The sequence below is a fragment of the Ruegeria hyattellae genome (assembly GCF_041537925.1).
Taxonomy (GTDB): Bacteria; Pseudomonadota; Alphaproteobacteria; order Rhodobacterales; family Rhodobacteraceae; genus Ruegeria_C.
Map to the genome: position 1 here is coordinate 106,181 of NZ_JBGOSH010000012.1, position 25,837 is coordinate 132,017.

The window sequence follows — 25,837 nt, forward strand, 5'->3', positions numbered from 1 at the left end:
TCGGACCTGCCCTTTTCTTTTGCGCTCACATGGTGTTTCTCGAATCCAGAAACGGATCGGGGCAGAGCATGTCACTTCAGGAAATCACCGACAGAATTCACAAGGCCGAAAATGCTGCCGGACGGGCAGAGGGATCGGTCAAGCTGATTGCCGTGTCCAAGGTTCAGCCCATAGACCGGGTCGAGGCGGTGTTGGGGCTGGGGCACCGCATCTTTGGCGAAAATCGCGTGCAGGAGGCGGCCGGTAAGTGGCCCGCGTTGATGGCACGGTATGCGGATGTCGACCTGCATCTGATCGGCCCGTTGCAGACCAACAAGGTCCGGCAGGCGATGGAACTGGGTCACGCGATCCATTCGCTCGACCGCCCGAAACTGGCCAACACCCTAGCGCGGCTGGCGCAGGACCTGGGCGCATGCCCTGATCTTTTCATTCAGGTGAACACCGGCAACGAGGCGCAGAAAGCGGGTGTGCTGCCCGCCGATGCGGATGATTTCGTGAAAGACTGTAAATCGCTCGACCTGCCGGTGCAGGGCCTGATGTGCATCCCGCCTGTCGACGAGGAACCGGCGTTGCATTTCGCTTTGCTGGCCAAGATCGCGGCGCGCAACGGGCTCGAGGGTCTGTCGATGGGCATGAGCGGCGATTTCGAGACCGCCATTGCGCTGGGGGCCACTCATGTCCGGGTCGGGTCTGCGATCTTCGGCGAAAGGGTCAAGCCGCAGGGATGATCACGCGGGTTCCATAGCTCACCCGCCGGGCGATCCAGTGCAGATGCTGGCGGCGCAGGGCGATACAGCCCTCAGTAGGGTAACCCGGACGCCGCCATTGATGGATGAAGATGGCCGAGCCTCGTCCGGGCACGGCGTCGGGCAGGTTCCAGTCCATCACCATCACCAAATCATAAAGCGGGTCGGCGCGGCGCAGCGCCTCGTGGCTGTAGCCATGCGGGGCGCGGACCCACATGTTGTAGGCCGGATCACTGCCGTCATCGGACCATAGATCACCCGGGCCCACCGGGTGCGCCCAAGGTGTGGGAGGGGCCAGGCGGTCGGGACGATAGAACATGCCGACAATCCTGTGGTTGCCAATCGGCGTCGCCCCGTCCCCTTCGCGTTTTTGCGCCATGAGCCCGCCCGTCCCGATGGTGCAGGGAAACCTGCGCCCAAGATAGCGCAACGCCGTCGGCGTCAGCACAAGGTCGTGAGGCGTCACAGCAGATGTCCGGATTTCGCCGCCTTGGTGGCCAGATAGCTTCGGTTATGGGTGGTTTCGCCCACCTTGAGCGGTACCCGCTCGGTGACGCTGATGCCGGTACGCTCCATCATTGCGATCTTGGCGGGGTTATTGGTCAGCAGCCGTACCGACGAAAACCCCAGCGTCTTCAGAATGTCCGAACCCAGCCGGAAATCGCGCTCGTCATCTTCGAATCCCAGCCGGTGATTGGCCTCGACCGTGTCGAACCCCTGATCCTGCAACGAATAGGCGCGCATCTTGTTGGCCAGCCCGATACCGCGCCCTTCCTGGTTGAGATAGAGCAGCACACCCGCCCCTTCGGCCCCCATCTGGGCCAAGGCGCCACGCAATTGCGGACCGCAATCGCATTTCAGGCTGCCTAGCAGGTCACCGGTGAAACAGGCCGAATGCAGCCGCGACAGAACCGGCGCCTGCCGGTCGGGCCGCCCGATTTCGAAGGCATAATGCTCTTCTCCGCCGTCTTCGGGTCGGAAGATATGCAACCGCCCAGCCTCGGACACCTGGACGGGCAATCGGGCCGCGACAACTTCCTGCAGGGGGCTGCGCGCGGTCATGAATGTTGCAGCAGCGGCGTAGCTGATCCGGGTCAGGCCCTCGGTGGGAAGAGATCCGGGAAGGGGGGCGATCACGGCAGCAGGCAACAGGCGCGCGACTTTCATTAACGCGATGGCCAGGCGGTGCAGATCGGCCCGTCCATCGCGCAGGGACCGCAACGGGCCTTTCATCGGCGCGTTCAGATCGTCGGAAGGGTCGGCGATGGCCCCGATCCAGGCCAGATCGACATCGCCGGGCACCACAATCCGCGCCAGATCGCCATCATAGGCACGCACCTTGAGCGTTTCGGCTCGGCGCGCGGTGATGGCAATGCACAGATCACCGCCCAGGGCACGCAAAGCGGCAAGGCGTGCGGCGCTCAGCGTCTCGGTCGAGGCGACAAGAACGCTGCCCTGCGCGCGGTCGGACAGCACCACCGGCACACCCATGCGCAGATCAGCCCGGGCACGGGCCATCAGTTCGGTGGTATCGGGAAGAAGACTCATGGGCCGTTTCCTGTAACGTTCGGCCCCCTGCTTAGTCGCGCTTGCTGCAAATGTGAAACATTTCCCCGGCCTCGGACACGAGGGCGTGAAAAAAAGGCGGCCTATCTTGTGGAGGGCCTGCTGCAGGCTCAAGTTCAGGGAAAGTTCAAGGAGGACGCCGCGATGGCACAGCTCAAGAAAATCCTGCTGGTCGATGACGATGAGGACCTGCGCGAGGCGCTCAGCGAGCAATTGGTCATGACCGAGGATTTCGATGTGTTCGAGGCCAGTGATGGCCAGAACGCGATGGAGCGGGTGAAAGAAGCGCTTTATGATCTCGTCATTCTGGACGTGGGGCTGCCTGATACCGACGGGCGCGAATTGTGCCGCCTGATGCGCAAGCAGGGGGTCAAAAGCCCGATTCTGATGCTGACCGGCCATGACGGCGATGCCGATACCATTCTAGGGCTGGACGCCGGGGCCAATGACTACGTCACTAAGCCCTTCAAATTCCCCGTTCTTCTGGCTCGCATCCGTGCCCAGCTACGCCAACATGAACAATCCGAGGATGCGGTGTTCCAGCTTGGGCCTTACACGTTCAAACCAGCGATGAAGATGTTGATCACCGATGATGACCGCAAGATCCGGCTGACCGAGAAGGAAACCAACATCCTGAAATTCCTCTACCGCTCGACCGACGGTGTTGTCGCGCGCGACGTGCTGCTGCACGAGGTCTGGGGATACAATGCCGGGGTGACCACCCACACGCTGGAAACTCATATCTATCGCCTGCGCCAGAAGATCGAGCCTGATCCATCGAATGCGCGTCTGCTGGTGACCGAATCCGGGGGCTATCGTCTGGTCGCCTGATTTCCGCTCACTGTGTGACAAATGTCATATTGAGAGGCCGGCGAATCTGTTAATGTTAATTCAGCCCGCGCATGTCCGGGTTATGACATGCATCCTCCCTGTTGGACTGGCCGGGCCTCGCGCCCGGTCTTTTTTTTTGGATGATGGTGGCGTTTCACCAGCGCCTCCGACCCGGACGGGAAGTGTCTGCTTGGGGATGGCGTGTGCTTCGGCGCCGCGATAGGGTGCGCCGAAATAGTCCTGTCGAAAGCTGTCCCATGCCCTTTACTCTTGCCACCTGGAACATCAACTCGGTCCGGTTGCGCGAACCGATCGTGCAGAAGTTGTTGACCGAAGAAGGGCCGGATGTGCTCTGCCTGCAGGAATGCAAATCACCGGTCGACAAGATCCCCACCGAAGGGTTCGCTGAACTGGGCTACCCGCACATGATCGCGCGCGGGCAAAAGGGCTATAACGGGGTCGCGATCCTGTCGCGCCTGCCGATTGAGGATATCGGCGACAAGGATTTCGCCGGTCTCGGCCATGCTCGCCACGTGGCCGGGCGGCTGGAGAACGGCACCGTGATCCACAATTTCTATGTTCCAGCGGGCGGTGATGTGCCGGATCGCGATGTGAATGAAAAATTCGGACAGAAGCTCGATTACCTTACCGATATGCGCGACTGGTTTCGCGCAGAGAGGCCCGAAAAGGCCATCCTCGTGGGGGATCTGAACATCGCCCCGCAAGAAGATGACGTCTGGTCGCACAAACAACTGCTCAAGATTGTGTCGCACACACCGATCGAGGTCGAGCAACTGGCCGAGACGCAAGACGCTGGCGGCTGGGTCGATATTACCCGCCGCGATATCCCCGACGGCAAGCTTTATAGCTGGTGGTCCTACCGGGCGCGGGATTGGGATGCTGCCGACAAGGGCCGCAGGCTGGATCATGTCTGGGCCACGCCCGATATCAGCACTGCCGCCCATTCCAGCCGCATCCTGCGCGATGCGCGTGGGTGGGAAAAACCCAGCGATCACGCCCCGGTCTTTGCCAGCTTCGATCTCTGAACGCAGCGGGTGAATCGGGTGAAATGCCAAATCGACACTTGGCTTTCGCTGTTCTGATTCCATATAGAAGCGGCACAAGGACAGGAGCACTAAGGCATGGATATTCTGAACGGGGCAGGCGTGGCGCCTGCGGGAGATCTGATCAAGGACGGGTCCGAGGCGACCTTCATGGCGGATGTGGTCGAAACCTCGCAGCAAGTGCCTGTCATCGTCGATTTCTGGGCGCCCTGGTGCGGCCCCTGCAAGACGCTAGGGCCCCTGCTGGAAGAGGCGGTGACTGCGGCCAAAGGTGCCGTGAAGATGGTCAAGATCAACGTGGACGAGGCGCAGATGATCGCCTCGCAACTGCGGGTCCAGTCCATTCCGATGGTGTATGCGTTCCACAAGGGGCAGCCGATTGATGCGTTTCAGGGCGCGTTGCCCGGCTCCGAGATCAAGGCCTTTGTCGACAAGGTGATCGCGGCAGCGGGTGGTGAAAGCCCCGGTGGCCAGTTGGACGAGGCCGTCGAGGCCGCTGAAGAGATGCTGGCGCAGGGCGCGGCGGTGGACGCCGCCCAGACCTTTGCCGCCATTCTGGGCGAAGACCCTAACCATGCCGCGGCCTATGGCGGGTTGGTGCGCGCGCATATTGCGCTGGACGATCTGGATCAGGCTGAGGCCATCCTGAACGGTGCCCCCGCAGAGATTTCCACCAGCCCCGAGCTTGAGGCCGCCTTTGCCCAGCTGGAACTGACCAAACAGGCCGCCGATGCCGGCCCGGTCGGTGAGTTGCAGGCCGCGGTCGAGGCCAACCCGGATGACCATCAGGCCCGGTTCGATCTGGCGCAAGCGCTGCATGCGGGCGGGCAGGTGCAAGAGGCGGTCGACCAGTTGCTGGACCTGTTCCGCCGGGATCGCGAATGGAATGACGGCGCGGCCAAGGCACAGCTGTTCACCATTTTCGACGCGCTCAAGCCCAATGATCCGGTGGTTCTGAATGGCCGCCGCAAGCTGAGCTCGATGATATTTGCCTGACGCGGTATCAGAGCTACACTTCTGGGCATGATTCAACCCGCTGACCTGCCTGACACGATTGCGGTGTTCCCGCTTCCCGGGGCGCTTCTGTTGCCCCGCTCGCGTTTGCCGCTCCATATTTTCGAGCCGCGCTACCTGCAGATGCTGGACGATACGCTCAAAACCTCGCATCGCGTGATCGGCATGGTGCAGCCCAACCCGTGCGACCGCGACGTCGACAAGCTGCACAGCATCGGCTGCGCGGGCCGGGTGACGCAATTCTCGGAAACCGAGGATGGCCGATATATGATCACGCTGTCGGGCGCCTCACGGTTTCGCATCCGCGAAGAGGTTGAAGGCTTCACCCCCTATCGCCGTTGCGCGGTCGCCTGGACCGGGTTTGACCGCGATCTGGGCCGACCCGAAGCGGATGATCAGTTCGACCGCGCCGGATTCCTGAACCTGCTGCACCGCTTCTTCATCGCCCGCGAATTGTCGACCGATTGGGATACGCTGAAGGATGCGGATGACGAATTGCTGGTTAATTCGTTATCGATGCTGCTGGATTTCGACCCCGAGGACAAACAGGCCCTTTTGGAGGCGCCCTGTCTGACCACGCGGAGAGAAACGCTTGTCACCCTGATTGAATATTCGCTAAGGGGCGGGACAAGCGAGGAGATTCTCCAATGAGCGACGCCAACCCCGCCAACCCCGAACCCGGTTTCGACCGCCACATGCTCGAAGCGCTGGTCTGCCCGCAGACCCAGACCACGCTGCATTATGACGCCGAACGGCACGAGTTGGTGTCCAAACCCGCGGGCCTTGCTTTTCCGATCCGCAACGGCATCCCGGTGATGCTGATCGATGAAGCGCGCGAGTTGGATTAGCGCCTATTTTGCCAGAGCGGCCTCGATCGCCTGCATCACCGCCGCGGATTTCGACGCATCGAGTGCATCGGCATGGGGCAGTCCGAACCGGCCTGAATCATTGTCGAAATAGGTCCCGGTTGCGGTTGCAAACTCGTCCGACAGGGCCGCGCGATGCAGAATGTCGGCGCCGATGCCGATATCGTTCCCTGCCACGCCAAAGCCCTCTTTCACCATTTTGCTCGCCAGCAGAGAACCGGGATTCACCGCTACGACAACGGGACCCTCAGTCAGTTCGCCTGCCAGTTCCCGCGACCACATGGTGATGGCCAGCTTGCTTTGAGCATAGGCCTCCATATCCGCCAAGCGGGCGGTTCCTGCCAGCGCCTGCAGGTTGACAGGGGCCTGCGCCGCCGAGGACAGGTTGATGATACGGCCGCTGCCCTCCATCAGTGGCAGCAGGCGGCGGGCGAGAACATAAGGCGCCAGTGTATTGACTACAAAGCGTACATCCATCCCATCTTCGGTAACCGGCTGCGGGGTCTTGAGGACACCAGCGTTGTTGATTAGCACGTCCAGACGGTCGTGCTGGTCGGCGATCGCATCTGCCAGCGCCACGACTTCGGACAGGCGCGACAGGTCGGCGACGTAGCGTTGGGTATCGCCTCCGACCTCTGCCGCTGCGGCGTCGAGTTTTGCCGGGTTGCGCCCGTGCAACAGCACGCGATGACCCTCTGAGGCCAGCCGTTTGGCGGCTTCCAGCCCGATGCCGTCGGTCGATCCGGTGATCAGAATTGTCTTTTGCATTCGTGAGATCCTCAGTTGCTGAAATCCGGCAGCAGGTCGTCGGCCAGACGTTTCATGGTTGTTTCGATATCCGCCTGATTGAAGCGTAGATTCAAGGCGACATGGTTCACACCGATGCTCCTGATTTCATTCAGGTAGGACCGCAGGTAGTTCGTGCCCGAGCGAAAGCCCAGATGGATCGGTTGCGGCGAGGTGTCGGGATCGTCAGTAAGGTCCACATAAAGCGATTGCATGACCGGTTTGTCGCCGCAACCCAAGGACGCGATTCGGCTACGGTAGTCGGCGACCACACTGGCCTGCGCCCCAATGTTGCGGGGATAGGTCATCCAGCCATCGCCGTTCTCTGCGATCCAGTCCGGGCTTTGCTGGCTGCCCCCGGTGATCAGCATCGGCAGCCGCCCGCCCGAGGGTTTGGGTAGCATGTCGATGCCACTATCCAGCACGCCATGGGCGTTGGCGAATACCGGATAATCACCAGCAATTCCGTGAATATAGTCGACACTGTCGCGGAATCGCGCGCCACGATCCGGGAAGGCTATGTTCAGCGCCGGGTATTCGTCAGGCCGGTCACCCGAGGCAACGCCCAGCAGCAGCCGTCCATCTGACAGGACATCGGCGCTGGCCGCCGCCTTGGCGACGTGGGCCGGGTGGCGCAGCGGCAGGACGATACTGGCAACCCCAAGCGCAATTTGGCTGGTCTGCCCCGCCAGCAGGCCGAGATAGACAAATGGGTCGTGGATTTGCCCCGCATCCCCGAAGGAGGGCACGTTGAAGGGCACGTCACGCAGCCAAAGCGCCGCAAAGCCAAGCGCATCGGCCAGTCTGGCGCGCCCGACATGATCGCGCATCGCGGGAACCGGGCCTTGCGGGTAGCTTTCCAACGGTACAACCAGCCCGAGGCTCATCTCACTCGGTCGAAAGACGCTGTTATAGGCCCGGTTGATCGTTGGGAACGCTTTCGCTTCGGTTTTTTGCAGCATATCTGCTCCTTTCTGATGGTGAACGGCAAAGCTGGTGTCGCGGATGCTTTGGGATGCCGGGCAACCCGGTCAGGCGAGGTCGTCCTTGCCTTCGATCAGGAAGTGCACGCTGTTCGATCCTGCGGTGCGGGCCTGCAGATGCGGGGCATAGCGCGTGTCTTTCATGAAGCCAGCGGCAGCCTCGCGGGTGGGCCATTCGATAACGATACGCAGGGCCGAGGGCTGCTCGCCACCTTCCAGTTGCTCATGACTGGCGGTTCGGGCCAGATACTTGCCGCCATATTCAACGACCAGTTCGTTTGCCGGGCCGATATAGAAGGGAATCCAGTCTTCGGTTGTGGGGGTCACAGCGAGAACGGAGTAGAAAGCCATCTGTCGTGTCCTTTGGTTGGATTGGGATGGGGAACGCCATCGAAATGTTCACTACCATCTGCAACCCATATAATTGCCGGTGATTTTGTGATAAACAGGTCAAATTCTGGATCAGAATTCCGACTATGGATATAATTAAATGGATACTGACGGCCTGCGCCTGTTTGTTCTTGCAGCAGAAAAACTGAATATCAGCGCCGCGGGCCGTGAGCTGGGGCTGGCCCCTGCGGTGGCAAGCGCCAAGCTGGCAAAGCTCGAGACCGCGCTGGGCGCCGATCTGCTGCACCGCTCGACCCGAAAGGTATCGCTGTCGCTGGAAGGGTCCGAATTCCTGCCTTTCGCGCGTGAGATGCTGGCGCAGGAGGATGCCGGTCGCGCAGCACTTGGGCTGCGTCAGCCGCAGGCGACGGGGACGCTGCGCTTTACCGCGCCCAGCAGCTTTGCGCAGCTTTACATCGCGCCTCTTCTACCGGAGTTTCTGACGGCTCATCCCGGTGTCTCGCTGGATCTGCGCCTGTCGGACAAGCCCTTCGATCTGATCGAGGGCAGTTTTGATCTGGCGCTGCGCAATTCCGCGCTGGAGGATACCAGCCTCAAGGGCCGCAAGCTGGCCGATGACCGGCGCATTCTGTGCGCCGCGCCCAGTTACCTTGACCAGCACGGCACCCCACGAGTGCCCGACGATTTGAAGGCCCACCAACTGATCGCGTTCGGCGGACGCAAACCGCGTGTGCTTGTCGGGCAGCAGGGGCAAGAGGGCAGTTTTGATCCGAGCGGCGCCGCCTGCCGGTTAATCGTGGATGACGGATCGAGCCAGAAACAGGCCACGCGTGTCGGCGCGGGCATTTCGGTCAATTCGCTCTGGAGCGTTCATGAAGAGATCGCGCAAGGCACCTTGCTGCGCGTGTTGCCAGACTATGAGGTCGCGGACAGATCGGTGCTTTGGCTGGTCTATCCCAAGGCCAATGTCCTGTCGGCGAAAGTGCGGGTGTTCATGGATTTTCTGCTGGACCGGATCGGCAGGGCGCCGGTCTGGGAACAGCGCGCGTAGCGCGGCAGCGCCGGCTCAGGCCTCGCAAAATGCCTGTTTTCTTGCAAAACGGGCGGCACAGTTGAACGATGGACCCGGTGGGAGGGGCGGAATGGACAGAAAAAGCACCCTGAGCATTGCTGCACTCATGGTGACGGCATTTGCGGTGGGCATCGATTTCACCGGCGCGATGCTGCTCGTGCCCGCGATCGAGTTGTCTTTCGACGCCGACATCACCTCGACCCAGTGGGTGCTGAACATCTATGCGCTGTTCTTTGCCATGACCATGGTAACGGGCGGGCGGCTGGGCGACATGTACGGGCACCGCCCGGTGCTGATGATAGGTCTGATGATTTTTCTTCTGGCATCGGTCCTGTGTTTGGTCGCGCCGGACCTGATCACTCTGATCGGCGCACGCGCCCTGCAAGGGATCGGCTCCGGGTTGATCTGGCCCTGCACGTTGGCTTTCGGTGCGACACGGATCGCCAAACCCGAAGAACAGGGGCTAGTGATGGGGTTGATCCTGTCGGGTGTGACCATCGGCAACGTGATCGGACCGCTGCTTAGCGGCGTCGCGGTCACCCTCGGCGACTGGCGCTATTTCTTTGTGGCCAATGTTGTGCTGGCCATCTTGTCGATGGTCACCATCCGCACCCTGATGCCCAGGGAAGAGACCCACAAATCTGGCCAGCATCTTGACCTTGTAGGTGTGGCGGTTCTGGCCATCGCCGTGCTGCTGTTGCTCTACAGCCTGGATGTGGGGGCCGATCTGGGTTGGGCTTCAACCCCGATTGTGGTGATGATTGCAGTTAGCTTCGTGCTGGTGCTGCTGTTTCCCACCATCGAAAGACATGTCAAAGAGCCGCTGATCATCCCACAGATGCTGCGCAACCGCGAATTCATGATCACGCTGTCGCTGAATGCGCTACAGGTTCCCGCCCTGTTCATCGCGCTGCTCTACTTTCCGCAATACATGCAAAAAACACTCGGGTGGTCCGCGATGGCCTCGGCCTTCGGTCTGGTGCCGATGACCGCGCTGCTTTGCGCGGGTTCCATCATCTCCGGTCGGCTCTACAATGACTTTGGTCCGAAACGGCTGCTGTTGTCTGGCTATGTCATGTCCGCCCTCGGCGCCGTTCTGGTGGTGCTTCTGCCAGAGTCGCTGGGATATTTTCAGATCCTGCCGGGCATGCTTCTGATCGGGATCGGGTCGACTCTGTCAGTTGGGCCGGCAGGCACCGCCGCGATGAGCGCAGTCAAACCTGAGCGTGCCGGGCTTGTTGGGGGGCTCAGTTTCATGGTGCACCTGGTTTACGGTGCCATCGCGGTCGCCTTTGCAACGGCGCTGATGTACGCGGCCAGCCTTGCGCGGCTGGCGCAACAACTGGCCGCCGACAAGATCGACATGTCCAACGCGGATCAGCACGCGATCAATGGCGGAGCGCTTGCCACCGATCAGGCGAAAGCCGCTGTCAGCCACTTCGACACCGCGCAAGTCACGCAGATCAGGGATGCGCTGGCCACGGCCTTCAATAGCGGGATGGACATGGCTTTTGTCTTTGCCTGCCTGTCGGCGCTTGTCGGTTTGGTGCTGTCTGCGATGCTAAACGAGAAAAAGCTTCAGTCCTCGAACACCTGACCTGATTGCCCTATAGCTGCCGCCCCTGCAGCAGTAGCGGCAGATCGCCCGACAGGCCCGCTGCTTCGCGCATGAAAGCGCGACGCAGACCGGGGACCGAACCGACCAGCCCCATGCCGACATCGCGCGCCAGTCTCAGCGCGGGATTATCGTTCGAGAACAGCTTGTTGAATGCATCGGTCGCCACCGCCATCGTCGCCGTGTCGAACCGCCGCCATTGCTGATAGCGCTCCAGCACCGGAGGGAAGCCGATATCCTCGCCCCGCCGCCGCGCCTCGGTCAGCACTTGTGCCAGCGCGCCGATATCGCGCAGCCCCGCGTTCAGGCCCTGACCCGCGATCGGGTGCATTCCGTGGGCGGCATCGCCCACCAGCGCCACCCGCTCGGCGATGAACGCATTTGCGATGGTCAGGTTCAGCGGATAGGTGAACCGGCCACCCCGGAGCCGGATGTCGCCCAGAAAATCGCCAAAGCGCGGACGCAGCACCTGCAAATAGTCCTCCTTGGGCAGGTCATTGATGCGGTGGGCTTGCTCGGTACGCTCGCTCCAGACGATGGAGCTGCGGTTGCCGGTCAGCGGCAGGATCGCCAGCGGCCCCGGAGGCATGAAAAACTGATGTGCGATGCCGTTATGGGGCCGGTCATGTTCGATGGCGCAGACCAACGCGGTCTGGCCATAATCCCACCCGGTGCGCTTGATGCCCGCACGTTCAGCCGTGCCGCTGGCGCGCCCGTCACAGCCGACCAGCAGAGTGCCGGTCAGTGCCGTGCCGTCGTCTAGCGTGACGCTGACCCCGTTGTGATCTGATTCTTGCGCCACAACCCGGCGTTCATTGATCGCCGTGATCCCGTCCGTCTCGGCCATCGCGGCCAGCAGGGCAGGGCGCAGATGGCGGTCCTCGACCATATAGCCCATCGGGCCTTCTTCGATCTCGGCATGATCGAAATGCAGGAAGAACGGCGACGGTCCGGCACCTGCATGGCCGTCGGTGACCTTGATCTCAAGCATTGGCTGCGCGTGTGCGGCAACGCGGTCCCAGACACCGATCGCGGCCAGCAAGCGCTGCGAGGTCAACGCCAGCGCATAACCGCGCCCGTCAAACCCGTCCTCGGATCGGGCCTGCTCCGGCAGCGCGTCGATCACTGCCACCTTGTGGTCGGCCTGCGCCAGCGCAAGTGCCAGTACCGGGCCATTGAGCCCGCCGCCCACGATCAGGATGTCTTGCGTCATTGTCATGCGCTGCACTATGCGCGCCTGATCGGGATTGTCCATGTGCGGTCCTGTCGCTACCGTCACTTTCACCACGAAATGGAGGTTGCGATGCAGGACTGGCTGACGATGACGGCAAGCGATCTGGGGCGGGGGATCGCCGCCGGAGAAATCGACGCGGTGGCGCTGACCGAGTGCTATCTCGATGCCATCGACGCGCATCCGCATCGCGACCGGATATACTCCTGCGTGACCCATGACCGGGCGAGGTCCGAGGCTGCAGCCGCCCGCAAACGCGCCCAATCCGGTCAGCGCCTGTCACTGCTGGACGGGGTGCCGATCAGTTGGAAGGATCTGGTGGACAGTGCGGGTGCCGCGACCGAATCCGGGTCTGCGCTGCTGAAAGGTCGGGTGCCCGATCAGGATGGCGTGGTGCTGGCCAATGCCACCGCAGCAGGTAGTGTCTGTCTGGGCAAGACCCATATGAGCGAGTTGGCGTTCTCTGGCCTTGGGCTGAACCCGATCACTGCAACGCCGCCCTGCGTCAATGACGAAGCGGCAGTGCCGGGCGGGTCCTCTTCGGGCGCGGGCGCGTCGGTGGCGTTTAATCTCGCGGCCTCCAGTGTCGGGTCAGATACCGGAGGTTCAGTGCGCATTCCGGCGGCCTGGAACGATCTTGTCGGTCTCAAGACCACCGCCGGGCGGTTGAGCCTAGAAGGCGTTGTGCCGCTTTGTCTAAAGTTTGACACGATCGGGCCGCTGACTCGCTCGGTCGAGGATGCCGCACAGATGCTGGCGCTGCTGGAGGGCGGCAGTCCTGCCGATCTGCGCGGTACCTCGCTGCAGGGCCGCCGCTTTGCTGTATTGCAGACCGTTGTGATGGACGACATCCGCGATGCGCCCAGCAAGGCCTTTCACGGCGCGCTGCAAGCTCTTTCCAAAGCCGGCGCGCAGCTGGTGCCGCTTGAAGTGCCCGAATTGCCGGATGCAATGGCGCTCAGCGGGGTGCTATATACCACCGAGGCCTACGGGCTGTGGCGCGACGTGATCGAAGCGAAGCCGGATGTGATGTATCCAGAAATCCTGGAACGGTTCCGGCAGGGCAAGAACTTTTCCGGTCCTGACTATGTCGCCGCCTGGGCCAAGCTTGAGGCCTGCCGCGCGGCCTGGGATGCGGCCACTGCCGGGTTTGACGCGATTCTGGCCCCTACCGCACCGATCCTTCCGCCGGATCGTGAGCGTTTACTCAACGATCACGACTACTATATCGCCGAGAACCTGCTGGCACTGCGCAACACCCGTGTTGGCAATCTGATGGGTCTATGCGCGCTGACGCTGCCCACTCGGACACCCAGTTGCGGGGTGACGATTATGGCCCCGCCGGGGCAGGAAGAGGCACTGTTGCGGGTTGGTGCGGCAGTCGAGGCGGCCTTGACCTGAATGCCACAATTGCCAATCCGGGCAATGCTTTGTCTGGACGGGCCTGCGCCACATCTGTAACTTGGCTTCAAAGCGGGACGGCAATGATCCCGTGTTGAGGCAGTTGATATGAATTACCCCGAGCGGTTCTCGAACCTACCGGCTTATGCATTTCCGCGTCTGCGCGCCTTGCTCGACCATCACGCGCCGGGCGGTGAACCCGTGCATATGACCATTGGCGAGCCGAAACATGCGTTCCCCGACTGGGTGACGCAGGTCATCATCGAAAATGCCCATACGTTTCAGGGCTATCCCCCCAATGAAGGCTCGCCAGAGCTGCGCGCTGCCATTGCCGACTGGATCGTGCGGCGCTATGACGTGACGCTGGACGCGGATGCGCACGTGATGTCGCTGAACGGCACGCGCGAGGGGCTGTATAACGCGGCCATGGCGCTCTGTCCGGAAGAGAAGAACGGGCAAAAGCCCATCGTGCTGACGCCGAACCCGTTTTACCAGGTCTATATGGTGGCGGCGATTTCGGTGGTGGCCGAGCCTCATTTCGTGTCCGCCACGGCGTCAACCGGGCATCTGCCGGATTACTCCAGCCTGCCCGAGGATATTCTGAATCGCACCGCTGTGGCCTATATCTGCTCACCCGCCAACCCGCAGGGTGCGGTGGCGAGCCGGGATTACTGGGCCGATCTGATCCGTCTGGCCGAGCAATATGATTTCCGCATCTTCGCCGATGAGTGCTATTCCGAGATCTACCGCGACGCGGCCCCCACCGGAATCCTGACTGTCGCGAAGGAGCTGGGTGCGGATCCTGAACGCATCACGCTGTTCAATTCGCTGTCAAAACGTTCGAACCTTGCCGGTTTGCGCTCGGGCCTGATCGCGGGCGGGCCGGAATCGATCAAACGGGTCAAGCAGCTACGTGCCTATTCCGGTGCCCCGCTGCCGGGACCGCTGCAGGCAGCCGCCGCGCGGGTCTGGGCCGACGAGGCGCATGTGGAGGAAAACCGCGCGCTCTATCGCGAGAAATACCAGATCGCGGATGAGATATTCGGCAATGTGCAGGGCTACATGTCGCCGGAGGCGGGTTTTTTCCTGTGGTTGCCGGTCGAAAACGGCGAAGAGACCGCGCTTAACCTTTGGCTGCAGACCGGGGTTCGGGTGCTGCCCGGCGCGTATCTGTCGCAGGACGGGGCCGGAGGCAACCCAGGCAAAGCATATATTCGGGTCGCGCTGGTGGCCCCAAAAGAAGAATTGCAGCGCGGGCTGATCACGCTCCGCGACTGTGTGTACGGATGAGGGTACGAGGTTAGGCATGGCATTTAATACGCGTGGCCGCGATCCGCTGCTGGACAGCAATATGCAGGCGGCGATCGAGAAGCGGGGCAAGGAACTGATCGGCATCGCGCTGATCGTGTTGGGGCTGCTGGCAGCGGCGATGATCGGATCCTACACACCGGACGACCCCAACTGGATGGTTTCGACCGATGCGCCGGTGCAGAACTGGACCGGTCGCCTTGGGGCATCGATTGCCGCACCCTTGTTCATGATCGTGGGCTGGGGCAGTTGGGGCATCGCGCTGGTGCTGATCGTCTGGGGTCTGCGTTTTGCGGCGCATTCCGGCGAGGATCGCGCCCTTGCCCGGCTGATCTTTGCGCCAATCTGGATTGCCGTGGTGTCAATCTATGCCGCGACTCTGGTACCGGGTGCCGAATGGAAGGCCACGCACAGCTTTGGTTTGGGTGGCCTCTTTGGCGATACGGTGATGGGGGCGTTGCTGACCCTGCTGCCGATTGGATCACATTTCATGGTCAAGCTGATGTCGCTCTTGATGGCAATGGGCATGGTGACTTTGGGCGCGTTTGTAATGGGCTTTACTGGACCAGAGGCCAAATGCGGCCTGCGCTTTGTCGGGATTAACCTGATCATGGGTTACGGCGCACTGATGACGCTGCTGGGTCGGGGGGCTTCTGCGTCTGTGCAGGCTGCGCGCAACCATCAAGCCCTGCGGGCCGAGCGCAAGACGGATGTTCGCCTGACGGCTGAGCACGCCTCAGAGGCAGCTTACACTGATCAGATTGACCCTGTACTCGAAGAACCGGTATTTTACGATCCCGCGCCCGAGCCCAAGGGCGGCTTGCTGGCCCGGATGCCTTCACTGATCCGCCGCGCGGACCCGATGCCTGAACCAGAATTGATAGAAGCCATGCCGCTGGCCGAGTTCGATGCCATGCCGGGTGACGACCGGATCAGCGCCAAGATTGCCGACGCCGTGCGTGTCCGCAAAGAAGCCGCCGGTGCCCCGCCGCCGCCTGATCCAACCCGCCCGCTGACCAAGGGTCGCGGCCGTGGACCCGATCCGCTGGTTCTGGAAAGGGGAGAGCCGGATGGCCTGCCGCCCGAGCCGCCTCTGACCGCTGGCATGGGCCTGCCACCTGAACCGCCGCTGATGGCCCCGCAGGGCTATGACATTCTGCCCGACATGCCCATCGACATGGACGAGCAAGACCCGATCGAGGCTTTGCCCCTGGCCGAGCCTGCGCCAATGACACCGCAGATTCCGGTTGTCGAACCGCGCAAGGCGGTGGTGGAACAACCTGTCCGCAAAGCCCCGCAGCCCTCGCTCCGGGCGCAGGCCGAGGCACAGCCAACGCTGGCCTTCGAGGACGATGGCGGCGATTTCGAACTGCCGCCTCTCAACCTGCTGACCAATCCGGGCAGCATCCAGCGCCATCATCTGAGCGATGAGGCGCTGGAGGAAAACGCGCGGATGCTGGAGAACGTGCTGGATGATTATGGTGTCAAGGGAGAGATCACCTCGGTCCGCCCCGGCCCTGTCGTGACCATGTACGAGCTGGAACCCGCCCCGGGCCTCAAGGCCAGCCGGGTGATCGGTCTGGCCGACGATATCGCCCGCTCGATGGCGGCGCTGTCGGCGCGGGTCTCGACCGTTCCGGGCCGCTCGGTGATCGGAATCGAACTACCCAACGAGAACCGCGAAAAGGTCGTGCTGCGGGAAATCCTTGCCAGCCGCGGCTTTGGCGACAGCAATCTGAGCCTGCCGCTGGCACTGGGCAAGGATATCGGAGGCGATTCGGTCGTCGCGAACCTGGCGAAGATGCCCCACCTGCTGATCGCGGGCACCACGGGCTCGGGTAAATCGGTGGCAATCAACACAATGATCCTGTCGCTGCTTTATAAGCTGACGCCGGAGGAATGCCGGTTGATCATGATCGACCCCAAGATGCTCGAACTGTCCGTCTATGACGGCATCCCGCACCTGCTGTCACCGGTCGTCACCGACCCCAAAAAGGCGGTCGTGGCGCTGAAATGGGTTGTAGGCGAAATGGAGGACCGCTATCGCAAGATGTCCAAGATGGGCGTCCGCAACATCGAGGGCTTCAACGGCCGCGTGAAAGAGGCGCTGTCCAAAGGCGAGATGTTCAGCCGCACGGTGCAGACCGGATTTGACGATGAAACCGGCGAGCCAATCTTCGAGACAGAAGAATTCGCACCCGAGAAACTGCCCTTTATCGTGGTGATCGTCGATGAGATGGCCGATCTGATGATGGTCGCGGGCAAGGAGATCGAGGCCTGCATCCAGCGCCTGGCGCAGATGGCGCGGGCGAGCGGCATTCACCTGATCATGGCCACGCAACGTCCCTCGGTCGATGTGATTACCGGCACGATCAAGGCCAACTTCCCGACGCGGATTTCGTTCCAGGTGACCTCGAAGATCGACAGCCGGACCATTCTGGGCGAAATGGGCGCCGAGCAACTGCTGGGTATGGGCGATATGCTCTACATGGCAGGTGGTTCAAAGATCACCCGTTGCCACGGACCGTTCGTGTCCGATGAAGAGGTCGAAGAGGTGGTCAATCACCTCAAGCAGTTCGGTCCCGCCGAATATATCGGCGGCGTGGTCGAAGGCCCGGCGGACGAAAAGGCCGACAATATCGACGCGGTGCTGGGATTGAACACCGGCGGCAATACCGATGGCGAAGACGCGCTTTATGACACCGCTGTTGCGATTGTGATCAAGGACCGCAAATGCTCGACCTCGTATATTCAGCGGAAACTGGCCATCGGGTACAACAAGGCCGCGCGTCTGGTTGAACAGATGGAGGATGAAGGTATCGTCTCCACCGCCAACCATGTCGGCAAACGTGAAATCCTCGTGCCCGAGCAGCAATAGGTGCTTCACATCAGGGCGAGAGCCCTTATCTGAGGTGTTATGAAACAGATTGCCTTTGCACTCGCCTTTACCCTGGCCGCGCCTGCGGCCTGGGCGGCGGATAAGCTGCCGCTGAACGCGATATCGAACTACCTCAACGGGTTGAAAACCGTCGAGGCGAGCTTTTCGCAGATCAACGATGATGGCTCGTTGAGCACCGGAAAGGTCTGGATTGACCGTCCCGGCAAGATGAGGTTCGAATATAACCCGCCTGACAGCGCGCTGGTTCTGGTGCGCGCGGGCACGGTGTTTGTCGATGACAAGAAATCCAACCAGGCGCCCGAACAATACCCGCTTAGGAAAACACCTCTGTCGCTTATCCTGGCGCGCAACGTGGATCTGAGCCGCGCCAATATGGTGGTGGGTCACGGATTTGACGGCACCGCCACTGTGGTCACCGCGCAGGATCCCAAGAACCCCGAATACGGCAAGATCGAACTTATGTTCACCGGCGATCCGGTCGAACTGCGCAAATGGGTGGTGCATGACAGCAGCGGCGCCAAGACCACGGTGGTGCTGGGTGAGCTGGAGAAGGGCAAAAAGCACAATACGCGCTTCTTCTCCGTGACATCGGACAACAACCGCTGAGGCGAAGTGTTAGAACAGGAACCACGATTTCTGTATGATGGTTTCTGTTCAATTCGTTTTCTTTGACGTGCGATCGGTTCCGAAAACCGCATTTTACTTTTTGGATTACGCTTTACGGTTCAGCGACAAAAAGCCAGTTGCTGGCGGTACATCTCGCCTCGTGAATCCACTTTGTTGGCCACCCTCAGTAGCCAGCTTTTGGAATTGTGCGAACCACGGGCATAGCCAGTATGTCCCTCGTGATAGGCCAGATACTGATTGCGCGTATCATGCAGCGGGATCCCGTTTCGGCTGAGACTCTTGTTCATGTACCAGCCAATGAAATCCGACGCGTCGCGCATCCGGTTGCGTTTGGCGCTGCGCTTGCGGGTCTCGCGTTTGTACTCGTCCCAAGTGCCATCCAGCGCTTGGCTATAGCCATAGGCGCTGCTCTGCCGGCCCATCGGGATCACACCAAGTGCGTACTTGTGCGGGGTACGCGCATTCGACTTGTAGCGGCTTTCCTGATAGATCGTCGCCATCTGCACATGGACCGGCACGCCCCATTTGCGCTCGGTCTTTCTGAACGCCTTCATGTATTCAGGGCGTTGTTTCGCGATGCTGCAGGCGTTGTCGAGATTGCGCGGTGGGGTCGAGGACCCACCCCCGCAAGACGCCAAAAGAAGCGCCAGCATCAATGCGCTGAGATATCTGCTCATCTGCTCTTGCCTATTTTTTTGGTAATCATACCGCAAAACGTCCGTATAGGAAATCACATTCACCGTGAAAATGGCGCAGGATTCAACAAGATGGCGGCTTCGCCAGTGAATTCTTGCCCTTTTGCGAACAGGCGACGGACCGCCGAGACCGGACGCTACGCGACGTCAACGGGATTTTCCGCTCGATTTCCGGACCCAACGGCGTAATACCCAGACTGAGCAGGACGCACAAAGCCGAAAAACCGGTCACTGTCCGAGTGACGTTCACAGTCTGTTTCCTTGCAAAACGGGCACTTCTGTTGGACAAAACGCGCCGGTTTCGGGATACTGGAACGCAGTAGGGGCAATAGTACAATGTTAAAGACACGCGCCAGATATCATTTGGGACAAGTCGTGCGTCATAAAAAACACCCGTTTCGCGGTGTCGTTTTTGACGTTGATCCGGAATTCTCAAACACTGAGGAATGGTATCTTGCCATTCCCGAAGACAGCCGTCCGCGCAAGGAACAGCCGTTTTATCACCTTCTGGCCGAGAATGACCAAAGCTATTATGTGGCTTATGTGTCAGAACAGAATCTGATTGCCGATTATTCCGGGGAACCGGTGCAACACCCTGATATTCCAGACATGTTTGGCCCGTTCGAGGACGGCTCCTATCCGCTACATTTCCAGCTGAACTAAGCGCACAGGCGCTGTTCCCAATCAGTACCCCAGGGCGCAACCATCCTTTCTGGGGTCGCTTGCGCCTTCCAGTACACCATCATCCCTGATCCGGATGGCCTGCGCGCCGCCAATGGCCACGTCGGGGATGGCGACCGTGTGGCCCAAATCAGTCAGTTCCTGGCGCACCGTGTCGGAATATCCACGCTCTACAAGCAGCTTACCCGAATCGGCAAAGCAACGCGGCGCGTCCAATGCGGCCTGCAATCCCATGCCGTAATCGGCCAGATTGGAAACAAAGCGCGCGTGGCCGGTTGATTGATAGGGACCGCCCATCACTCCAAAAGGCAGGGTGATCCGGTCATTCTGGCGCAGCATGCCCGGAATGATCGTGTGCATCGGTCGCTTGCCACCACCAAACTCGTTCGGGTGGCCCGGCGCAAGCGTGAAGCCCGATCCGCGGTTCTGAAACAAGATGCCGAACCTGTCCGACGCAATGCCCGACCCGAACCCGCGGAAGATCGAGTAGATCAGTGACACCGCCATCCCATCGCGGTCCACCACAGTGATATAGATCGTGTCCTTATGCACCTCTTCACTCAAGGGTGCGGGATCGGGCATCGCCTGCGACGTGTCGATCAGTGCCGCCAGCGCGCGGGCAGTGGCGGTGTCCAGCATGTGGGCAGTGCGATGGGTATGGTCGGGGTCGGCCAGGAACCGGTTGCGGGCGTCATAGGCCAGTTTGGTGGCCTCCGCCTCGATATGGGCGCGCTGACTGCCAAGCGGGTCCATCGCAGGCAGGTCGAACTGGCTGAGGATATTGAGCAGCAGGATGGCGGTGGCACCCTGGCCGTTGGGCGGATGTTCAACCAGATCGAGGGATTTATAGCTGCCGTCAATGGGCGTCGCTTCCATGCAGCGTGTAGCGGCGAAATCCTCCAGATCATGGGCACCGCCCAGCGTGCGCAGCGTTGCCACCATATCCTCGGCAACTTCGCCGGCATAGAACGCGTCCCGCCCCGCGCGTGCAATCCGGCGCAGGACCTCGGCCTGCTGAGTGGAGCGGAAGATCTCTCCGGGCTGCGGAACCTTGCCATCCAGCAAATAATAGTCGCGGGCTGCGCCCTGCAGGTAGGCGGCGTCCCGTTTCCAATCGAACGCCACCCGCGCCGCCACCGGCACACCAGATTCGGCATAGTGGATCGCGGGGTGCAGGATCGCGTCCAGCCCGATCCGGCCCTCAGTCTCGGACAGGTGGCAGAATGCGTCGATCGCGCCGGGTATGGTGACCGCGTGGGCGCTGCCCGGGTCGACCTTGCTTATACCCGTCGCGCGCAAGGAGACCGGGTCCGCTGAGCGCGGGGCGCGGCCTGACCCGTTCAGGGCATGTACCCGCTGCGATCCGGAGCGAGTATAGAGCACAAAGCAATCACCGCCGATGCCGGTCATTTGGGGCTCGCATATCCCCAGCAGCACCGCCGCCGAGATTGCCGCATCCATCGCGTTGCCACCTCGTTTCAGAATATCGATAGCGGTCTGCGCAGCTAGCGGGTGCGACGTTGCGCACATACCGTTTGTCGCCAACACCTCGGAACGGCCCGGCATCTGAAAATCACGCATATGGTTTGGTCCTCTTGCCCGCGCAGAGCGAAGTCTTAGCTTTTGTTGGCCGGGCCAAGCGAGTGGCGCTCGACGATTTCGGTTTGCAGGCGGATGGTACTGCCGGGCGTGCTGTTTTCAACCATTTCGACCAGTTCAAGCGCCGCTTTTCCGCCCATCTCGCGATGTGGCACATGTACCGTTGTCAGGGCGGGGCTGACAATACGGGCCAATTCAATGTCGTCAAACCCGGTGATCGAGACATCACCGGGCACATTTAGCCCCATGCTTTGCGCCTGGCGCAGCGCCCCGGCGGCCAGCACGTCATTGCCGCACAGGATGGCCGTGGGGCGTGGGTCCTGCGAGATGAGTTGTGCGAAGGCTTCGGCCCCGTTTTCGACCTCGTATGAGGTCTCGATGATGGATAGCGCCTCAGGCTTCAGGCCAGTTTTGCGAAGGGCATCCCGGACGCCTTCGATTCGGAGTCTTGCGCGGTCATTGCCTGTGCTGAAGCCTGAGATCATCGCGATGCGGGTATGGCCCAGCCCGATCACCTGATCGGCCAGCGCCTGCATCGCCTGCCGGTTATCGAATCCGATTGAGGGCGCGCGGGTGTTGGGGATATATGACCAGGCCACCATGGCTGGCACTTTTTGATGCTCCAAGTAGTCATATATCTTTGGGTCGCGGTCGTGACCAATCAGCAGCAGGCCGTCGGCACCTCGCGCGACTAGCGTGCGAATCTGCTCCTCTTCAACGTCGGGACGGTACGCCGAACTGGAGACCAGCAGGGTATAGCCACGCTTGTGCAGTTCTTCCTGAAAGGCCTGCAGGCCCCGTGCAAAGATCGCGTTTTCCATGGTCGGGATGATAGCACCGATGGTGAAAGTGCGTTTCGCGGCCATGACGCGGGCTGCGAAGTTCGGCGTATAGCCAAGCGTCTCGACCGCTTGCATGACGCGCTGGCGCGTCGCCTCGACCACTCTGTCGGGGGCGTTGAGGCACCGTGACACCGTTGCCGTCGAAACGCCGGCCTTCCTGGCGACGTCGTCGAGCGTGGGCGCGGATCTCAGTTTCGACATTTCAAAACTCGTGTTTTGTCATTGCTTAACTTCTAGCACATTGCAATGGGTTTGAAAGCCAGTAATGTAAGCGCTTGCATTATCTATGTAAGCGCTTACAAAGGGGGCAGAGCCGATTCCAGCCGGAGCCCAAAAAATGTATCTCGCCGCATCCATTGTCGTGTTTGTCATCTATTTTGCGAATGTGGCGTTGGGTGCTTTTGCAGGCAGCGCCTTTCTGGGCGACGTGGGGGAAATGCTGGTTCTGTTCGCGGCGTCGATCCTGTTCGTTGTCGCAATCTTAAAAAGAGAAGCTGACCGCAACGCCAAAGACGGAAGCTGACTTGTCCAATGGGAGGACAATTGATGGACAACGAAAAACAACATCTCGCTTCGGCAGAACGCCGGAACTTTCTGAAACTCAGCGCTGGTGGTGCGTTCACCGCGGCGCTTGTGGCGGGGGCGGGCGGTGTGCTCTGGTCGTCGGAGGCCGCAGCGCAAACCGCAAAAGAAGAAAGTGAGCGCGAAAAGAACGCTGATCACATCATGACCGTTGCGACGGCTTATGTTCTGGGGGCCTCGCGCAGTTATCCAATCATGCAATTGGACCTCAAAGAGAACATCCAGAACGCCACCAACGGAAAGGTCTATGTCAAGCTGGCGCCGGGCGGACAGCTTGGTGCGGGCGGTTCGCTGGTTCAGAAAGTGCAGGGCGGTACCATCCAGGCCGCGCAGCATTCGCTGTCGAACTTCGCGCCCTTTGCTTCGACCGTCGATCTGATCAACATGCCATATCTCTGCGGTTCGAACCAACGCTTCACCAATCTGGTGCATTCCGACACATGGAAGAACGAGGTGCATCCCAAGGTCGAAGCAGCAGGCTTCAAGGCGCTTTTCTATGTGGTCATCGACCCCCGCGTTGTCGCGGTGCGCCAGGGTGGTAACGCCATCCTTACGCCGTCCGACATGAGCGGCGTGAAGTTCCGGGTTCCGGGCTCGAAAATGCTGCAGCAATATTACCGGATGGTTGGTGCGAACCCGACGCCGGTTGCCTGGGGTGAGACGCCGTCTGCCATCAAACAGGGCGTGGCCGATGCGCTCGACCCGTCGGTTGGGGCGCTCTATGTCTTTGGCTTCAAGGACATCCTCAGCAACGTGACCTTCACCCAGGCGGTGCCGGACAGTCAGGTCTATTCCTGCAATCTGGAATGGTTCAACTCCATGCCTGCGGATGTGCAGGACGGGATCATGTGGGCGGCGGAAATGACCAGTCACCAGAACTTGTCCAAGGTGCCCTCGGCGCGGGCCTATGCGATGGCCGAACTGAACAAGGCGGGCGTGCAGTTCCATTCGCTGAACGACGATCAACTGGCGGAATGGAAAGACGCCGGTGGCTATCAGCGGTCGGAATGGGATCCGTTCAAAACGGAACTGGCCGGGTCGATGGAAGCGTTCGACAAACTGGTCGAGGCGGCTGACACGCAGGGCAAATACTACGTCCACGACGCCTAATATCGTCCGGGCGGGTGCCGATCTCGCACCCGCTCATATCACCATCAGCATCACCAAACTTCGGCCACTTCTGGGGCCGGACAATGAGGTTTTGCCAGGATCCGAGGCAGAAGATGACTCTATTTCAGAGAATAGACCGCGATGCCGAACGTTGGCTGCTGCTGGTGTTCTACGTCATGTTGGTCATTACCATGGCGATCGAAGTTCTGCGGCGCGAGATCTTCGCCTACTCCTCGATCTGGGGAGAAGAGATTGTTCGCTATTCCTTCATCTATCTCGCTTGGATCGGGGCCGCAGCGGCCGTCAAGGAACGCGCGCATATTCGTATCGACGTGGTCATGCACTACCTGCCGCCACGGCCCAAGGCGCTGCTTTATATCTTCGGCGATCTGGTGATGTTCTTGGTCGCCATCATCGCACTTTACTGGTCCTACGAGGCGGTGCATGTCTCGGCCAAGTTCGGGTCGGTCACCGACGGTCTGCGGGTGTCCAAGGTCTGGTTCCTGATGGCGGTACCCACCGGGTTTGCCTTGATGATCTGGCGCCTCATTCAGTCCTTCCTACGTGATTTCAAGTCCTTGCGAGACGGCACACCCGTTTTCGAAGGCGACAAGCTGTTTGATTGAGGGGATAGACGATGCTTTGGAATACTCTCAATCAAACGGTCGAACTAGGCTGGGATTTCTATGTGCCGGTCATGATGTTTGTGGCGCTGATCGCTTTGGCCGTGCCAGTCTGGGCTGCGATCGGCTCGGCGGCGATCGTTATGCTGGTCATGTCCGGAGATCTGCCGCTCAGCCTTGTGGGCGAGAGCCTGTTCACCGGCATTGACGCCTTTGCGCTCACCGCTGTGCCGCTGTTCATCCTGACCGGTGACGTACTGGTGCGCACCGGGCTGTCACGCAAGTTTCTCGATGTGGCAGAAGCGCTGACTTGTTTTGCCAAGGGCGGCTTTGGCTCGGCCACGGTTCTGGTCTGCGGTATGTTCGCCGCCATCTCGGGCTCAGACGCGGCAGGCGCTGCCGCCGTGGGCCGGATGACCATCGATCGGCTGGTCGAAAGCGGCTATCCGCGCCCTTATGCCTGTGCTCTGGTCGCGGCAGGAGCTTGTACCGGCATCCTGATCCCGCCTTCCATCGCCTATATCATTATCGGCCTGGTTCTGGGCATCTCAGCTTCGACGCTTTTCCTCGCGGCGCTGATCCCCGGACTGGCGATCCTTGTGTCGATCCTTGTCACTAACATCATCATGAATCGCCTTTATGCTTATGAGGGCGGCGGTATGATGACCATGGGTGAGTGGCTGGCCAATCTAGGCAAGGCACTGAAATCCGGCTGGTACGCCTTTATCGTGCCGGGCATCATCTTCTATGGCATCTTCTCGGGGCGACTGACCCCGACCGAAGCCGGTGCCACAGCGGTGGTTGTCACCATCATCATGGGCTTTCTGATGCGCACGCTGTCGCTGGCGGATTTCCCGTCGATGCTGGTCAGTTCGGCCAAGGTGAACGGCGTCATTCTGCCCATCATCGCCTTTTCCGCCCCACTGGCCGAAGCGCTGGCGATCATGGGCGTGCCGCAGGGTTTCGTCACGTCGATCACCTCGCTGACGGATGATCCCTATATGCTAATCCTGCTGATGATCGGTATCCTAATTGCTGCGGGCTGCGTAATGGAGACGACGCCGAATATCGTTATCCTTGCGCCGATCCTCAAGCCGCTGGCGGACAATATAGGCATGAACGAGATTCAGTTCTGCATCATGATGATCACTGCTCTGGGTGTGGGCTTCATCACTCCTCCGTTGGGTCTGAACCTGTTTGTCGTATCTGGCATTACCGGTGAGTCGATTCTGAAGATTGCCGCCCGGGCCGTGCCCTTCGTATTGACTATGCTGATCGTGGTTCTTCTGATCGCCTACATTCCTGCGGTTTCGACCACTCTCCTTCCAGAAATCTACCAATAGGA

General features: G+C 60.7%; 26 protein-coding genes. 17 read left to right on the forward strand and 9 right to left on the reverse strand.

Annotation, left to right across the window (positions count from 1 at the left end; translation table 11 throughout):
* The first annotated feature begins 68 nt into the window (after window positions 1–68).
* Window positions 69–728, forward strand: coding sequence for a YggS family pyridoxal phosphate-dependent enzyme (locus AB1E33_RS22675; protein ID WP_372579524.1), 660 nt, complete (start codon window positions 69–71; stop codon window positions 726–728).
* On the opposite strand, the gene AB1E33_RS22680 is transcribed toward AB1E33_RS22675, so the two are convergent.
* Window positions 712–1,212, reverse strand: a complete 501-nt coding sequence (locus tag AB1E33_RS22680) for a L,D-transpeptidase family protein (RefSeq protein WP_372579526.1) — start codon at window positions 1,210–1,212, stop codon at window positions 712–714. The genes AB1E33_RS22675 and AB1E33_RS22680 overlap by 17 nt on opposite strands.
* Window positions 1,209–2,294: a GTP cyclohydrolase II gene (gene ribA / locus AB1E33_RS22685; protein ID WP_372579527.1), complete on the reverse strand. Its 1,086-nt coding sequence runs from the start codon at window positions 2,292–2,294 to the stop codon at window positions 1,209–1,211. Before ribA ends, AB1E33_RS22680 begins: the two co-directional genes overlap by 4 nt.
* Window positions 2,295–2,456: 162 nt before the next feature.
* Between ribA and AB1E33_RS22690 the strand changes: the two genes are divergently transcribed.
* From AB1E33_RS22690 to AB1E33_RS22710, 5 genes are all read left to right on the forward strand, one after another.
* Window positions 2,457–3,143 (forward strand): response regulator transcription factor, encoded by a 687-nt coding sequence (locus tag AB1E33_RS22690; RefSeq protein ID WP_372579528.1) that lies wholly within the window; start codon window positions 2,457–2,459, stop codon window positions 3,141–3,143.
* Between the two features lie 257 nt (window positions 3,144–3,400).
* Window positions 3,401–4,189 (forward strand): exodeoxyribonuclease III, encoded by a 789-nt coding sequence (locus AB1E33_RS22695; RefSeq protein ID WP_372579529.1) that lies wholly within the window; start codon window positions 3,401–3,403, stop codon window positions 4,187–4,189.
* A gap of 96 nt (window positions 4,190–4,285) precedes the next feature.
* Window positions 4,286–5,203 (forward strand): tetratricopeptide repeat protein, encoded by a 918-nt coding sequence (locus AB1E33_RS22700; RefSeq protein WP_372579530.1) that lies wholly within the window; start codon window positions 4,286–4,288, stop codon window positions 5,201–5,203.
* A 27-nt stretch (window positions 5,204–5,230) separates the two neighbouring features.
* The gene (locus tag AB1E33_RS22705) at window positions 5,231–5,872 is read left to right on the forward strand and encodes an LON peptidase substrate-binding domain-containing protein (protein ID WP_372579531.1); all 642 of its coding nucleotides are present in this window, start codon (window positions 5,231–5,233) and stop codon (window positions 5,870–5,872) included.
* On the forward strand, window positions 5,869–6,069 hold the full coding sequence (locus AB1E33_RS22710) for a Trm112 family protein (protein WP_372579532.1): 201 nt from the start codon (window positions 5,869–5,871) through the stop codon (window positions 6,067–6,069). The genes AB1E33_RS22705 and AB1E33_RS22710 overlap by 4 nt, the downstream gene beginning before the upstream one ends.
* A gap of 3 nt (window positions 6,070–6,072) precedes the next feature.
* On the opposite strand, the gene AB1E33_RS22715 is transcribed toward AB1E33_RS22710, so the two are convergent.
* The 3 genes from AB1E33_RS22715 to AB1E33_RS22725 all read right to left on the reverse strand — a co-directional run bounded on the left by AB1E33_RS22715 (window position 6,073) and on the right by AB1E33_RS22725 (window position 8,207).
* A complete protein-coding gene (locus tag AB1E33_RS22715) occupies window positions 6,073–6,855 on the reverse strand; it encodes an SDR family NAD(P)-dependent oxidoreductase (RefSeq protein ID WP_372579533.1) in 783 nt (260 codons plus the stop codon).
* 11 nt (window positions 6,856–6,866) lie between these two features.
* The gene (locus AB1E33_RS22720; RefSeq protein ID WP_372579534.1) at window positions 6,867–7,835 is read right to left on the reverse strand and encodes an LLM class oxidoreductase; all 969 of its coding nucleotides are present in this window, start codon (window positions 7,833–7,835) and stop codon (window positions 6,867–6,869) included.
* A 69-nt stretch (window positions 7,836–7,904) separates the two neighbouring features.
* Window positions 7,905–8,207, reverse strand: coding sequence for a DUF1330 domain-containing protein (locus tag AB1E33_RS22725; RefSeq protein WP_372579535.1), 303 nt, complete (start codon window positions 8,205–8,207; stop codon window positions 7,905–7,907).
* A gap of 139 nt (window positions 8,208–8,346) precedes the next feature.
* Between AB1E33_RS22725 and AB1E33_RS22730 the strand changes: the two genes are divergently transcribed.
* A complete protein-coding gene (locus tag AB1E33_RS22730) occupies window positions 8,347–9,258 on the forward strand; it encodes a LysR family transcriptional regulator (protein ID WP_372579536.1) in 912 nt (303 codons plus the stop codon).
* Window positions 9,259–9,349: 91 nt separating this feature from the next.
* Complete coding sequence (locus AB1E33_RS22735) at window positions 9,350–10,876, forward strand: MFS transporter (protein ID WP_372579537.1); 1,527 nt, start codon at window positions 9,350–9,352, stop codon at window positions 10,874–10,876.
* 10 nt (window positions 10,877–10,886) lie between these two features.
* On the opposite strand, the gene AB1E33_RS22740 is transcribed toward AB1E33_RS22735, so the two are convergent.
* Complete coding sequence (locus AB1E33_RS22740; RefSeq protein ID WP_372579538.1) at window positions 10,887–12,149, reverse strand: FAD-dependent monooxygenase; 1,263 nt, start codon at window positions 12,147–12,149, stop codon at window positions 10,887–10,889.
* 48 nt (window positions 12,150–12,197) lie between these two features.
* Here AB1E33_RS22740 and AB1E33_RS22745 point away from each other — a divergent pair, with 48 nt between their 5' ends.
* The 4 genes from AB1E33_RS22745 (at window position 12,198) to AB1E33_RS22760 (ending at window position 18,339) form a co-directional block, all read left to right on the forward strand.
* The gene (locus AB1E33_RS22745) at window positions 12,198–13,526 is read left to right on the forward strand and encodes an amidase (protein WP_372579539.1); all 1,329 of its coding nucleotides are present in this window, start codon (window positions 12,198–12,200) and stop codon (window positions 13,524–13,526) included.
* Between the two features lie 108 nt (window positions 13,527–13,634).
* Window positions 13,635–14,816, forward strand: a complete 1,182-nt coding sequence (locus AB1E33_RS22750; RefSeq protein WP_372579540.1) for an aminotransferase class I/II-fold pyridoxal phosphate-dependent enzyme — start codon at window positions 13,635–13,637, stop codon at window positions 14,814–14,816.
* Between the two features lie 16 nt (window positions 14,817–14,832).
* Entirely contained in the window at window positions 14,833–17,712 is a 2,880-nt protein-coding gene (locus AB1E33_RS22755; protein ID WP_372579541.1) for a DNA translocase FtsK, read from the forward strand.
* A gap of 39 nt (window positions 17,713–17,751) precedes the next feature.
* A complete protein-coding gene (locus AB1E33_RS22760) occupies window positions 17,752–18,339 on the forward strand; it encodes a LolA family protein (RefSeq protein ID WP_372579542.1) in 588 nt (195 codons plus the stop codon).
* Window positions 18,340–18,458: 119 nt separating this feature from the next.
* Here the strand turns inward: AB1E33_RS22760 and AB1E33_RS22765 are convergent, their stop codons facing one another.
* The gene (locus AB1E33_RS22765) at window positions 18,459–19,037 is read right to left on the reverse strand and encodes a transglycosylase SLT domain-containing protein (protein ID WP_372579543.1); all 579 of its coding nucleotides are present in this window, start codon (window positions 19,035–19,037) and stop codon (window positions 18,459–18,461) included.
* Window positions 19,038–19,391: 354 nt separating this feature from the next.
* Here AB1E33_RS22765 and hspQ point away from each other — a divergent pair, with 354 nt between their 5' ends.
* A complete protein-coding gene (gene hspQ, locus AB1E33_RS22770; RefSeq protein WP_372579544.1) occupies window positions 19,392–19,718 on the forward strand; it encodes a heat shock protein HspQ in 327 nt (108 codons plus the stop codon).
* Window positions 19,719–19,739: 21 nt separating this feature from the next.
* On the opposite strand, the gene AB1E33_RS22775 is transcribed toward hspQ, so the two are convergent.
* Together AB1E33_RS22775 and AB1E33_RS22780 are read right to left on the reverse strand one after the other, a co-directional pair.
* Window positions 19,740–21,317 (reverse strand): gamma-glutamyltransferase family protein, encoded by a 1,578-nt coding sequence (locus tag AB1E33_RS22775; RefSeq protein ID WP_372579545.1) that lies wholly within the window; start codon window positions 21,315–21,317, stop codon window positions 19,740–19,742.
* Between the two features lie 35 nt (window positions 21,318–21,352).
* Window positions 21,353–22,378, reverse strand: coding sequence for a LacI family DNA-binding transcriptional regulator (locus AB1E33_RS22780; RefSeq protein WP_372579546.1), 1,026 nt, complete (start codon window positions 22,376–22,378; stop codon window positions 21,353–21,355).
* Between the two features lie 136 nt (window positions 22,379–22,514).
* Between AB1E33_RS22780 and AB1E33_RS22785 the strand changes: the two genes are divergently transcribed.
* The 4 genes from AB1E33_RS22785 (at window position 22,515) to AB1E33_RS22800 (ending at window position 25,835) form a co-directional block, all read left to right on the forward strand.
* Window positions 22,515–22,700, forward strand: coding sequence for a hypothetical protein (locus tag AB1E33_RS22785; RefSeq protein ID WP_372579547.1), 186 nt, complete (start codon window positions 22,515–22,517; stop codon window positions 22,698–22,700).
* Window positions 22,701–22,723: 23 nt separating this feature from the next.
* Entirely contained in the window at window positions 22,724–23,869 is a 1,146-nt protein-coding gene (locus AB1E33_RS22790) for a TRAP transporter substrate-binding protein (RefSeq protein ID WP_372579548.1), read from the forward strand.
* A 113-nt stretch (window positions 23,870–23,982) separates the two neighbouring features.
* Window positions 23,983–24,495 (forward strand): TRAP transporter small permease, encoded by a 513-nt coding sequence (locus AB1E33_RS22795; protein WP_372579549.1) that lies wholly within the window; start codon window positions 23,983–23,985, stop codon window positions 24,493–24,495.
* 11 nt (window positions 24,496–24,506) lie between these two features.
* Window positions 24,507–25,835, forward strand: a complete 1,329-nt coding sequence (locus tag AB1E33_RS22800; RefSeq protein ID WP_372579550.1) for a TRAP transporter large permease — start codon at window positions 24,507–24,509, stop codon at window positions 25,833–25,835.
* Window positions 25,836–25,837: the final 2 nt, after the last annotated feature.